The 12,388-nt window shown below is 67.0% G+C and carries 11 protein-coding genes; 4 read left to right on the forward strand and 7 right to left on the reverse strand.

Translation table 11 applies throughout. The features are described 5' to 3' along the window. Positions 1–19: 19 nt before the first annotated feature. Entirely contained in the window at positions 20–643 is a 624-nt protein-coding gene (gene msrA, locus FRC96_RS00475) for a peptide-methionine (S)-S-oxide reductase MsrA (protein ID WP_230469689.1), read from the reverse strand. Positions 644–896: 253 nt separating this feature from the next. Here msrA and FRC96_RS00480 point away from each other — a divergent pair, with 253 nt between their 5' ends. Next, positions 897–1,313 carry a hypothetical protein gene (locus tag FRC96_RS00480; protein ID WP_115606512.1) on the forward strand — a complete coding sequence of 139 codons (417 nt, stop codon included), beginning with the start codon at positions 897–899 and terminating at the stop codon, positions 1,311–1,313. 228 nt (positions 1,314–1,541) lie between these two features. On the opposite strand, the gene FRC96_RS00485 is transcribed toward FRC96_RS00480, so the two are convergent. The 3 genes from FRC96_RS00485 to FRC96_RS00495 all read right to left on the reverse strand — a co-directional run bounded on the left by FRC96_RS00485 (position 1,542) and on the right by FRC96_RS00495 (position 4,670). Further along, a complete protein-coding gene (locus FRC96_RS00485) occupies positions 1,542–2,084 on the reverse strand; it encodes a YaeQ family protein (RefSeq protein WP_146972085.1) in 543 nt (180 codons plus the stop codon). Positions 2,085–2,120: 36 nt separating this feature from the next. Then, complete coding sequence (locus tag FRC96_RS00490; protein WP_146972086.1) at positions 2,121–2,540, reverse strand: nuclear transport factor 2 family protein; 420 nt, start codon at positions 2,538–2,540, stop codon at positions 2,121–2,123. 249 nt (positions 2,541–2,789) lie between these two features. Continuing rightward, positions 2,790–4,670 (reverse strand): DUF7305 domain-containing protein, encoded by a 1,881-nt coding sequence (locus FRC96_RS00495; protein ID WP_146972087.1) that lies wholly within the window; start codon positions 4,668–4,670, stop codon positions 2,790–2,792. Positions 4,671–4,940: 270 nt separating this feature from the next. Here FRC96_RS00495 and FRC96_RS00500 point away from each other — a divergent pair, with 270 nt between their 5' ends. Then, positions 4,941–5,609 carry a DUF2267 domain-containing protein gene (locus tag FRC96_RS00500; RefSeq protein ID WP_146972088.1) on the forward strand — a complete coding sequence of 223 codons (669 nt, stop codon included), beginning with the start codon at positions 4,941–4,943 and terminating at the stop codon, positions 5,607–5,609. A 494-nt stretch (positions 5,610–6,103) separates the two neighbouring features. On the opposite strand, the gene FRC96_RS00505 is transcribed toward FRC96_RS00500, so the two are convergent. The 3 genes from FRC96_RS00505 to FRC96_RS00515 form a co-directional block, all read right to left on the reverse strand. After that, complete coding sequence (locus FRC96_RS00505) at positions 6,104–6,892, reverse strand: DUF4336 domain-containing protein (RefSeq protein WP_146972089.1); 789 nt, start codon at positions 6,890–6,892, stop codon at positions 6,104–6,106. A 56-nt stretch (positions 6,893–6,948) separates the two neighbouring features. Further along, positions 6,949–8,298, reverse strand: coding sequence for an MFS transporter (locus FRC96_RS00510; RefSeq protein WP_146972090.1), 1,350 nt, complete (start codon positions 8,296–8,298; stop codon positions 6,949–6,951). 92 nt (positions 8,299–8,390) lie between these two features. Next, positions 8,391–8,882: a SixA phosphatase family protein gene (locus FRC96_RS00515; RefSeq protein WP_146972091.1), complete on the reverse strand. Its 492-nt coding sequence runs from the start codon at positions 8,880–8,882 to the stop codon at positions 8,391–8,393. Positions 8,883–9,189: 307 nt separating this feature from the next. Here FRC96_RS00515 and FRC96_RS00520 point away from each other — a divergent pair, with 307 nt between their 5' ends. Together FRC96_RS00520 and FRC96_RS00525 are read left to right on the forward strand one after the other, a co-directional pair. Continuing rightward, positions 9,190–9,792 (forward strand): HPF/RaiA family ribosome-associated protein, encoded by a 603-nt coding sequence (locus FRC96_RS00520; RefSeq protein ID WP_230469690.1) that lies wholly within the window; start codon positions 9,190–9,192, stop codon positions 9,790–9,792. Between the two features lie 14 nt (positions 9,793–9,806). Further along, a partial coding sequence (locus tag FRC96_RS00525; RefSeq protein WP_146972093.1) for a Lon protease family protein occupies positions 9,807–12,388 on the forward strand: 2,582 nt, incomplete at its 3' end.

Consider the following 12,388-nt stretch of genomic DNA (forward strand, 5'->3'; position numbering starts at 1 on the left):
GGGCGGAAGAAGCCGGGTTTCAGGCGCGCCAGCCCGTCGGGCAGCTCACGCCGGTGCCCCCGACGCCGCAGTAGCCGCCGGGGTTTTTGGCGAGATACTGCTGGTGGTACGCCTCGGCGTAATAGAACTCCGGGGCGTCGAGGATCTCGGTGGTGGGCTCGCCGTAGCCGGCCGCGGCGAGCTCGCGGGCGTAGGCCTGAAGGGAGGCCTGGGCGGCCTCGCGCTGGGCGGCGGAGGTGACGTAGATGCCGCTTCGGTACTGGGTGCCCACGTCGTTGCCCTGGCGCATGCCCTGGGTGGGGTCGTGGCCCTCCCAGAAGACCTGCAAGAGCTGGTCGTAGCTGATGCGCTCTGGATCGAAGATCACGCGCACCACCTCGTTATGGCCGGTCTGCCCGCTGCAGACCTCCCGGTAGGTGGGGTTGGGGGTGTAGCCCGCGGCGTAGCCGACCTGGGTGGAGTGGACCCCGTCGAGCTGCCAGAACTTGCGCTCCACCCCCCAGAAGCAGCCCATGCCGAAGAGGGCCACCTCCATCGTCTCGGGGAAGGGGGGCTTGAGCGGGGTGCCGAGCACCTCGTGCGTCTCGGGGATCTCAAAGGGGGGCTCCTCGCGGCCGGGGAGCGCGTCGTCGGGGTGGGGCATCTGGATTTTTCGGGGGCTGAAAAACATCGGCTCGGCCTTTCGCGTCGGTGGAGGTGGTCGGGGGCGCGCGTCGTTGCGCTGCAGTCTGCGCCTCTATGCGGGCAACGCCGGGCGCGTCCGGCGCATTTCAGTTCGGAAAAGTTCTCTGGCCCGGCGGGAAGGGTTTGACAAGGCGCGCGGCGCATGATGAGAAACTGCCGACCCCCGCGCGGGGGGTAGATCGCAACCGGAGCCGTAAAAGAGGGCGAGTAACATGCGTTTGCAGCAGGGACTTGATGTCATTCATCGTCAGATCGAGGAGTGGGCCGAGGCGGCCGGGGAGGTCCTCGATGGCGAGTCGGTCGACGGGTTTGTGGACCTGGCCACCGAGCTTCTGACCCACATCCAGGAGATCGTCGAAGAGCTCGACCTCGACGGGGAGACGCTGCGCGTGCCCACCGGCCAGGTGGGTATCAAGGAGGTCGGCGAGGGGCTGGGGATCGCGCTGGCGCAGGCCTGGGAGCTGTTGGAGTTTGGTCAGCGGCCCTCCGAGCTGCATTTTGATCAGATCGAGCCCCTGCTCATCGCGATGGCCGAGCTGCTGGAGCTCGATCCGGAAGATGATGAGGCCGAGGACGAGGTCGAGCGCGTCACCGCGCTGCTCGACGAGTTTTTGTCGGACACCTACTGATCGTTTCGATCATCTCAATCACCTGGCCTCTCCGGCCGGGGTTACACAGCACAGCCGGGGGGAAATGCGTCGTTTCGGGTGACCCAGGGTTGTTGTTTGAGGTGACCCAGGGTCGTCGATCAGGGTGACCCAGGGTCGTGGTTTTGAGTGACCCAGGGTTGTGATTTTGGGCGACCCAGGGTCGTGGTTTTGAGTGACCCGGGGTCGTGGTTTTGTGATCTGAAACGATCAGCGTGGGTCGCGCAAGACCCCCACCTGGGTGCTCAGCGTGGCGTCGCCCACGGTGATATAGAGCATGCCCTCGCTGCGCAGCACGTCCCAGCGGTTGGTGCGGTCGAGTTTCTCGGCCAGCTGCGCGATGAACTCGGGCGCAAAGGCGATGAGCGCGATGGTCTCGGCGCGGTGAATCTGGCCGCTCTCCAGGTCGCTGAGCGTGGGCGCGGGATCTTTGTGGGTGTAGACGGCGACCTGGCCGGCGGCTTTGGCGATCTTGTGAAGGCGCTCAGGGGCTGGCTGGCCGATCTCGATCCACAGGAGGATCTGTCCGGTGAGGTCAAAGATGGCGATCGTGGGGTCGTCGGGGGTGCTGACCCCGCGGCCAAAGTCGATGCCCTCGCCATACTCCAGGCAGTAGGCCAGCACACGCGTGACCAGGTAGAGATCGGTCTCGGAGGGGTGCTGAGCGACGCGCAGCTCCAGCGTCTCGTAGACGCCGCGGTCGACGTCGGAGAGGTTGATCTCAAAGCGGCGCATCGTGGCGCTTAAGGCCATGGGGTCTCCACGAGAAGTTAAAAAGCGTGCCGGGGGTCAGCCCTCATCGGGCGGGGTGCCCTCGCCGAGAAGCTCGGTGAGCGCGCCGGTCTGAGGCATGACGATGTACGAGGTCAGGTGCTGGAGCAGCGGCGTTGAGGCGTCGGCGAGCTCGAAGCGGTAGACGTCGCAAAAGGCATAGCTGCGCTCCTCGCCGGAGGCTGTGGCCACGCGCATCGTGCCGTGGACGACGCCTTCATCGTGGCTGGCGAAGATGCTGCGAAGCTCCATCCCGCGGGTCTCGCTCTGAGCGAAGACCTCAAAGGCCTGGGCCAGGGCGTCTTTGCCCTCGATGACCATCACGCCCACGATCTCCCAGCGGATGTCGTCGGCGGCGTGCTCCAGGATGTATTCAAAGTCGCCGCCGGCCAGCGCGTAGTTGAGCGCGGAGAGCAGCGCGTGCAGATCGGTAGGCATCGCCGTGGGTCGTTATGGGCCGGGTGTGATGGAAGTCGGGCGCGTCGAGCGCTGGTGCGCATCTTTTGCGCGGTGCCGGGCCGGTGCGGCGAGGGCGGTGTACCGCATCCGCCGGGGGCGCGTCACTTCGAATCGCTCGGCGACGCATGATTTCTCGGGTACGCAACGACCCGGGGTCGCCGATCACCCGCATGGTTGGCGGTTGAAGGGCGACCCCGGGTCAGAACTCAGCGCGGTGTTAGGCCGCGCTCAGGGCACGATGCACACGCCCTCTTGAGAGCCGGACGCGGTGCACATGCCGCTGCAGCAGTCGGAGGGGCGAGAGCAGGGCAGGTAGGCCGGCTGGCAGGAGAGCAGCGCGCAGACGCCTTCTTCGCAGCGCAGCGGGCTGCAGCAGTCGGAGTCGGAAGCGCAGCCGTCATCGGTGCTCCCGCAGACCGGATCGGGATCGGGATCCGGGTCGACATCGGGATCGGGGCCGACATCGTCGCCGGGATCGGGATCCGGGTCGGTGTCGGGATCGGGGCAGCTCTGGCCGACGCGACCCACGCCGCGATCGTAGTGGATGCTGACCTGGTTGTTCGCGCCGAAGCGGCTTCCGTGGAGCCCGCCGAAGATCTCGATCTCGTTGTTGGTCTCAATGCCGCCGGGCACCGCGTAGATGTAGCCGCCGACGTCGATCGGGTTGTTGGATCGGAAGCCGTTGGGGCCGCCGACATACATGCGCATCAAGGCCGGGTAGTTTGGCGAGCCCAGGCGAAAGGGGTTGTTGGTGCGCACGTCGCCGGCCACAAAGACATCGAAGCTGGCGTCGGGGGTGAGCGTGATGGTGAGCTGGCCGTTGCTCTCGATGTCGCCCCCGACGTAGAGGGCGGTGTTGCCGGTGGCCACGATGGTGGTGGGCTCGTTGGGCGAGATCTCGCTCAGGTAGTAGTTGCCGCAGGGCAGCTCCAGACGCACCCCGCCCGAGTGGTTTTTGAGCACATCGGGGTCGAGACCGAGGGCGGCGTTGTCGTTATCGTCGCGTCGGCTGGCGACGATGGCGCCCACGTCGATGCGGTCGTCCTCCTCGCAGTAGGAGCAGGCGTCGCCGACGCTCACCGGCCCCTCATTGAGGCTCTGGTAGGTGACGTTGGGGTGGACGGAGGTGCCGGCCGGGACGTGGAGATCGCCGCCGATGGTCACGCCGTGGTTGGTGCCGATGTCGCCCACCATAAAGGCGTCTTCGCCCACCGAGACCGGGAAGTTGTTGTAGAAGTCACCGCCGTTGTAGAGGCGCTGGCCGATCTCGGCGCCGATGTTGAGGTTGATGCCCTCGGAGCCGGCCACCCAGAGGGAGCCGGTGACGTCGACCAGGCCGTTGGCGCGCTGGCTGCCGTTGGTGCCCACGCCACCGCCGGGACCGCCCGGGGTGTAGGGGCCGACGCTGCTGTCGTAGGCATCGACCATCAGCCCCACGTTGGTCACGACGTCGTCGCAGGAGCATAAACCCCAGCGGAAGGTGTATTCGGCCAGGTCGCCGGCGCAGGCCTGCGGGGATCCCTGCCCGGGCTCAAAGTCGATGACCGGGCCGACGCCCTCGCAGCTTGCGGGGCCGGGCTCCAGGGCGATGACCTCGCGGCAGGTGCCGGCGACGCAGCCTTCGCCGGCGTCGCAGGTGATGCCGCAGCCGCCGCAGTGGTCGCTGTCGAGCGAGGTGTCCACGCACGCTCCCCCGCAGGCCTCCAGCTCGCCGGGACAACTTTCGGGGTCGACGCAGCTTCCGCCGGAGCAGACGTCTGAGCCCTCACAGACCACCCCGCAGCCCCCGCAGTTCTCGGGATCCACGCTGGTGGGGATGCACTCCCCGTCGCAGCGGTCCTGGTAGGAGGGGCAGCTCTCATCGACGGGGGCGTCGTCTGTGTCGCCCGCGTCGTCGGGGTTGGTGTCGCCGGTGTCGCCGGGAGCGGTGTCGGGCGGATCGGTGTCGGTATCGGCGGAGGTGTCGGGGGCTGTGTCGAGCCCGCCGTCGTCGCTGACGTCGGGCACGTCGTCGCCCTCGCGCTCCGAAGGTGCGACGTCATCGCTGCAGGCGCTGCTCATCAGACTTACACACAACAAACCCACCAGGGGCCAGGTCAGGTGTCTCATCCTGAAACTCTACGCTGAAAGAAGGCAGAACACATCGGGGGGTGGTGATTCTCGGGGGCGCGTCAACGCTACCACACTCGGGGGGCGAAGCGCAGCGATGGGGGCGTAACAGGCTGTGTCAGCCGGTGGGTGTAAAACGGGGGGAGGACGGTCCATCGGTTGGTGACACGCCCCTCGCTCCTACATTGCCCCCGAGGGCCGAGGCCCGCAGAGAGGGCGCGAGAGGCGCGTCCGCTCGACGTTTTACGCAGTTACGCAGGGAGTGACGCGATGACCTACGAGATCTTGTTGATGCGCGTGCAGCGCCGAAGCGGCATTGAGGACGCCGGGCTGCTTCAGGAGCTTGTGCACCGGGTGATCCTGGAGCTGGCCAGCGGTCTGAGCCGGGAGAGCGCCGAGGTGGTGGCCGAGCGCCTGCCCGAGCCGCTGGCCTCCGAGCTCCGGGCGGCCCCCTCCTCTCAATCAAAAACTCGGGCGGCTTCACCCCCGGGCATCACACCGACCGCGCTCTACACGGGCGTGGGTGAGGCGCTCGCGCTTGATGAGGGCTTTGCCATGGAGTTCAGCCGGGTGGTCTGCCAGGTCATCAGCGAGAGCGTGGGCAGCGAGCGCCGCACGTTGCTCATCGCGCGCCTGGGCGAGGACTGGCGTGAGCTCTTTGAGCCGCGCAAGGCCGACTTCGGCCATCGCCCCGAGCTGGCCGAGGAGCCCGGTGTGGCCGACCGCACCACCCGCGACGATCTGGCCGAAGGCCGCCCCGGGAGCACCCACCCCTTGAGCGAGGGGAGCGTCGCCCAGCAGGACTCCATCGCCCGCGACGAGGAGCCCCACCAGGGTGACAGGGTGGCGACCAGCCGCGGAAAACCGGCCCGCCGCACCCTGGCCGAGGGCCGCCCCGGGAGCTCGCGATCGATCAACGAGCCCGGGCGGCACAGCTGAGCGTGTGGCCGCGATGTGAGGGGAGGGATGGCTGACCGTGGGTCAGGTTTTTTGCTCAGGGTGGGTTGACCGTGGGTCATGTCGCATACCCCGTCGAAGGTGACCGTGGGTCATGTCGCATACCCCGTGGAAGGTGACCGTGGGTCATCTCGCATACCCCGTGGAGGTTGACCGTGGGTCAGGTGGTATACCCCGTTGAAGGTGACCCTGGGTTGAGCCTCATGCGCATATATTAAGGGCGAGGCGTGACCGTGGGTCATCCCGCCTACCCTGTTGAAGATGACCGTGGGTCATCTCGCATACCCCGTCAAAGCTGACCCAGGGTCATCCCGCATACCCCGTGGAAGGTGACCGTGGGTCATCTCGCATACCCCGTGGAAGGTGACCGTGGGTCATCTCGCATACCCCGTGGAAGGTGACCGTGGGTCATCCCGCATACCCCGTCAAAGCTGACCCAGGGTCATCTCGCATACCCCGTTAAAGCTGACCGTGGGTCAGCTTCCAGCGCGCGCGAGCTCGGCGCCAAACGCCTCCTGAAAACGGCGCCGGCCCTCGTCTGCCAGAGGTTCGCCGTGGGCGATGACGACGCGATCAAACTCCCAGTCGAGCAGCGCGGGCAGGGAGCTTGCGAAGGCCTCTTTGTCGGCGATGCCCGAGCGCAAGATCCGGGTGGGGCCGAAGCTGCCAAGGGCGCCGTTGAGACGCATGAACATGCGCGTCCACCAGTGCGGGTGGTCGGGGAAATGAAAGCAGAGGTCGGTCAGGATCAGCGTGCCGCTCTGAGGCTCATAAAAGACGTGCTCCCGCAGCTTAGGCATGCCCTCGATCCGGTGCCAGCGCAGGCTATCCTCCAGCTCCCCCGTCGGCGAGAGGGTCAGCGCCTGATCCAACTCGCCGATCTTCTCGGGGAGGCCCGGCGGGACGAGCACGCGGGCCTGTGGCCAGCGCGCCATCGCCTTTTTCAAGTAGAGGTGATGAAAGAGGTTCGGGGCGATGATGGTCTTAAGCTCGCCGAGGTGGTCGATCTCGGCCTGGTCCTCATCGCTGAAAGAAACCGGGCTGATCATCGTCAGCTCGCCAGAGGGCAGCCGAATCAGGGTGCTGCGCGTGCCCATCTGCACGCCGGCCAGCTTGAGGGGGTGGTCGATCAACCAGATGGTGTCGGTGAAGGGGCGCAGGCGGCTCATGGCGTGTCCTGAGTGGGGGGCGGGGGGGACAATACATGCGGGCATGGTGACGATGCGCCACAACCCGAGCAATGGCGAGGTGGCAATCTGACGCACGCGTCACCTCCCGAGGTCATAAGGGCTCGTGGATACGTTGATGAAAGGGCGCAGGGTTACGCTGCCAGGGCGTCGGCGCGGTCTTTTTCGGCCTTGCGGGCGATGGCGCGGCCTTCATCCACGTCGACAAAGAGCAGCAGCAGGCCGCCGATAATGAAAAAACCGATCACCGAGAGGATCGCCTGACGGCTCGACCCGGTGGCGATGATCATCAACGAGAAGATCGCCGGCCCGAAGATGCCCGCGAATTTTTCGAAGACGGCAAAGAAGCCGAAAAACTCCCCGCTCTTATGACGGGGGATCAGGCTTGCGAAGAGCGAGCGCGAGAGGGCCTGGGTGCCCCCCTGGACCGTGCCGACGAGCAGCGCGAGCAGCACAAAATGCACCCAGGTGGTCATAAAGTAGGCCAGCACGCTGATGCCCATGTACACAAAAAGCCCGAAGAAGAGGGCGGTCTTGGTGGTAAATCGCCCGGCCAGGGTGCCGAAGATGAAGGTGAAGGGCACGCCCACGATCTGCACCAGCACAATGGAGCCGATGAGCACCCCCTGCTCAATGCCCAGCTCGGTGCCGTAGATGGTGGCCATGCGGATGATCGTGCCGATGCCGTCGTTGTAGATCAGAAAGGCCAAAAGCATCAAAAAGGCGTGTTTGAAGCCGCGCAGCTCGCCAAAGGTGTGGCGAAGTCGGCCCAGGGCGCGGCGCACCGCCTGGCCGGCCGAGACCGCCTGCATACCCTCCGGGAGCGGCGGCTCGGGCACCCGCCGAAAGAGCGGGATGGAGAAGGCCAGCCACCAGATCGCCACCGTGATAAAGGCCAGGCGGCTCGGGAGCGTGCTCTCGACGGGCAAAAAGAACCAGGCCGGCTTCATGATCATCGCCAGGTTCAGCGTCAGGAGCAGCGTCGCCCCCGCATAGCCCACGGCGAAGCCGGCGGTGGAGACGCGGTCGATCTCATGCTCGCGCGCGATATGCGGGAGCATCGCGTCGTAGAAGATCATCGAGCCGTTGGCCCCCAGGTTGGCGATCATGAAGAGGCCGGCGGCCAGCAGCCAGTCGCCCTCCTGAATGAAATACATCCCGGCGACTGCGGCGATGCCGATGCCGGCGAAGGTGCCGAGAAAACGTTTTTTGACGGTGGCGAAGTCGGCAATCGCCCCGACCACGGGCGCGATTGCCGCCACGATCGCCAGCGCCAGAGTGGTGGCCGTGGCGAAGTGCTGCGTGGCCAGCGTGGGGTCAAGACCCCGGGCGGCTACGCGCTGAAAGTAGATCGGGAAGACGGCCACGATGATCACGGCGTACATCCCCGTGATCGCCCAGTCGTACATCGCCCAGGCGCGCAGCTCGGGTCGGTGCAGGCCCAGCGCTTCGAGCAGGCGGTGGGTGCGTGTTGACGAGCTCATGGCGGTACTCCGTCTGGGGTTGCTTTGCTTGAAGTTGCTTTAAAATCAATGGGTTAGGTTCGGTGCGTGGCCGCCTTTTTAGCCCCTCTGGCTCAGTCGAGATCGTTCGGGCGCACGATCTGCACCAGGCGCATCGTGGAGGCCTGGCAGGCCTCCGCCCAGGTGTCGCCCCTGCCCATGAGCAGCGCGGCGTTGGCGGTGGTCATGGTGTGGAAGGTGCCGGCCAGGTAGCCCAACACCTGCTCAAAGCCCGGGTTGTGCCCGAGCACCAGCGCCGTCTCCACCTCGTCTTCCAGCGTGGCCAGAGCGTCGAGCACGTCACCGGTGCGCGGCAGGTAGAGCGTGCTCTCAAGGCGCAGCTCGCAGTCGGGAAAGGAGGGGGCCATCAGCTCAAAGGTCTCGCGGGTGCGGGTGGCGTCGGAGCAGAGGGCGACCTGCGGCACCCACCCGAGCTCGGCCAGCCGCGCCCCGACGCGGGGGGCATCCTTGCGGCCACGGGGGGTTAAGGGGCGGCGGTGGTCGCTTAAGCCGGGCTCAGCCCAGTCGCTCTTGGCGTGGCGCATCACGATCAGACGGCGTTGCATGGGGGAGACCTCATCTCAATCAAAGGCCGGCCGGGCCGCAGGGTCGGGCCTCGGGCGCGTCGTCGTTCGGGGGCCACCGGGGAGGACCGGGGGCGGCTCAAAGGTTGCCGGCGAATCTTGGTCTTTTGGGGCCCGGGGGTCAACGCCGCGCTGAGGAGCATGGGGGATTGGCGGGCGTGTTTAGCTTCGAGTCTGAACAACGATGAGATGGGTCGAGCACCCGCAACCCGGCTGCGCCTCAGCGGGCAAGGGGTATGCGGCATCCTCGATCCAGCACTGCCGCAATCGGCGGCGACGGAGGCGTTTTATGCGAGTACCGCTGGAGATCGCGTTCAAGCAAGTTGAGGCAAGCGCCTCGTTGGAGCGGCTGGTGCGCGAGCGGGTGGATCGCCTGCCGCGCTATTTTCAGAGGATCATCGCCTGCCGGGTGGCCGTGGAGGCGGCCAGCCGCAACAACCAGCACGAGGTCACCGGCTACCGGGTGCGCGTGGAGGTGAGCGTGCCGGGCAACGATCTTGTGGCCACGGCCACCCCTCGCCAGGGGGCGTCGGCGCGGGCGGTGGTGCACGACCCCTATCAGGCGGTGCGCGACGCGTTTGTGGCCATGGAGCGCCGCTTAAAGAGCTACGCCGGTCGGCTGCGCACCGAGCGCAAACCCCGGGCCAACGCCCCCCATGCGGTCATCACGCATCTCGACACCGAGGAGGGGTTCGGGTTTCTGCGCACGATCGGCGGGCGCGAGATCTACTTTCATAAAAACGCCGTGCTCAACGGCGGGTTTGCGCGCCTGGAGCTGGGCGATGAGGTGCGCTTTAGCGAGGTCGATGGCGAGGAGGGGCCTCAGGCCAGCACCGTCGAGGTGATCGGACGTCACGGGCGCCACATCATGGGCATCGTGCCCCGGGCTTAACGCAGGGAGCGAGGGTGAGACGACGTAGAAGGACCAGGAGCAACGCGTCGGGCCAGTCGGCCACGCCGCAGGGTGACGGGGCCAACGGCCATTCGGAAGACTCAGTGCTTAAGGCGCAGGTCGAGGCGGTGCGTGAGGCCACGCAGCTCTCCACCGAGCAGCTACGCCGGATCTGTGAGGCCGAGCGGCTCGGGGTTGAGGGCAGCGAGGAGCTGACAGAAGGAGGCGTCCCCGGCCAGGCGCGCGCCGAGGAGGCGCTCGCGTTCGGGGTCTCGATGCGCCGGCCCGGCTACCACATCTTTGCGGTGGGGCCGCCGGGGCTGGGCAAGCACGGGCAGATCCTGGCGCTGCTGGAGGAGGCCGCCGCCCGGCGGCCGGCTCCCGAGGCCTGGTGTTATGTCTTTAACTTCGAGCAGCCCCGCGCCCCGCGCGCCCTGCGCCTGAAAGCCGGGCGCGCCACCGAGCTTCGAGAGACCCTGGCCGAGCTCATTGAGGCGCTCAACGACGCGCTGCCCCGCGCGCTGAAGAGCCCCGAGTACATCGCCACCCGCCGCGAGCTCGATGAGCGTTTTGAGAGCCGTCAGAAAGACGAGCTTGAGGCGATCCGCAAAAAGGCCGAGGCTCATGATGTGGCCGTGATTCAGACCCCCTCCGGGGTGGTGATGGCGCCGGTGGTCGATGGCGAGGTGCTCGGCCCGATGGCCTTCCAGGAGCTCGATGTGGAGGAGCGCCAGCGCTTTGAAGACGCGCTCGAAGCCCTGCACACCGAGCTCGATGACAGCCTGCGCGCCCTGGCCGGCCAGGAGAGTGAGCATCGCCAGAAGGTCGAGGCGCTCGAAGAGGCCACCGTGCGCACCGAGGTCTCCGCGCGCCTCAAGCCGGTGCGCGAGGCCTTTGCCGATCACGAGCAGGTCATCGCCTACCTCGATGCGCTCGAAGATGATCTGGTGGAGCACGCCGACGCCTTTGTCGCCAGCGAGGGCGGCGGCCAGGCCGGCCAACTTCTGGGCCTGGGGCAGGCGCAGGGCAAAGACGAGGTGTTGCGCCGCTACCAGGTCAATGTGCTCTATGAAGATCGCAAGGCCGAGGGTGCCCCGGTCATCCAGGAACATCACCCCAACTTTGAGAACCTCTTCGGGCGCATCGATCATCGGGCGAACCTGGGGGCGATCTCCACCGACTTTACGATGATTCGCCCCGGCGCCCTGCACCGGGCCAACGGGGGCTTTCTGGTGCTGGACGTGCGCCAGGTGCTCATGCAGCCGATGGTCTGGGAGCAGCTCAAGCGGGCGCTGCGCGCCGGGGAGCTCCGCGTGGAGAGCCCGGCGCAGACCCTGGGGCTCTTCTCCACGCAGAGCCTGGAGCCGGAGCCTGTTAAGCTCGACGTGAAGGTGGTGCTCGTTGGCGAGCGCCGCCTTTATTATCTGCTGGAGGCCTTTGATCCGGATGTCTCCGATCTTTTTAAGGTGATGGCCGACTTTGAGGAGTCGGTGGAGCGAGACACCGAGCTCGAAGGGTTCTTAAGCCTCATCGCCCGCCGCCGCGCCGAGCTTGAGACTGCGCCGCTCGACGCCGGGGCGCTGGCGCGCCTTGTGGAGTGGGGCGCTCGCCAGGCCGAAGATGCCCAAAAACTCTCGGTGGCTGTGGAGCGCATCGATGAGGTGCTCGCCGAGGCCGACTGGCAGCGTCAGCAGCGCGGCGGGGAGCGGGTGCAGACCCCGGATGTGCAGGCGGCGCTGGATGCGCGCCGCCGGCGCGCCTCAAGGCTGCGCGACCGCATCCATGAGGCCATGCAACGCGACATCCTGCATGTGCAGATCGAGGGCAAGAAGAGCGCGCAGATCAACGGCCTCTCGGTGGTGGAGCTCGGCGGGGAGCGCTTTGGTCGGCCCAGCCGCATCACCGCCAGCGTGCAGGTCGGCCAGGGGCAGCTGCTCGATATCGAGCGGGAGGTCGAGCTCAGCGGGGCGCTGCACGCCAAGGGCGTGCTGATCCTGGGCGGCTACCTGGGCCAGGCCTTTGGTCGCGAGCGCCCGCTGGCTCTCTCGGCGCGCCTGGTCTTTGAGCAGTCCTACGGCGGGGTCGATGGCGACAGCGCGTCGGTGGCCGAGACGCTCGCGCTGCTCTCGGCGCTCAGCGAGCTGGAGCTGCGCCAGGATCTGGCGGTGACCGGTTCGATGGATCAGCACGGGCGCGTGCAGGCCATCGGCGGGGTCAACGCCAAGATCGAGGGGTATTTTGAGATCTGCAAAAGCCGCGGCCTCACCGGCACCCAGGGGGTGGTGATCCCGGCGAGCAACGCGCAGCATTTGATGCTCTCCGATGAGGTGGTCGAGGCGGTGCGTGCCGGAAGGTTCTTTATTTATGCGGTCGAGACGGTGCGCCAGGCCGCCACATTGATGTTCGATCGGCCGGCCGGTCGCCGCACCGAGGCCGGCGCGTTTGAGCAGGGCACGGTCTTTTATGAAGTCGAAGAGCGCCTCGAAGCGCTGGCGCGGGCCTCGCGACGCTTTCGCTCCGGAGGGCCGCCGGCCACCGTGGCGCGGCCCCCTCATGAGGCCGAGGCGCCCGGCCCCCGAGAGCCCGACCCGCCGGC

The organism is Lujinxingia vulgaris (genome assembly GCF_007997005.1).
GTDB lineage: Bacteria > Myxococcota_A > Bradymonadia > Bradymonadales > Bradymonadaceae > Lujinxingia.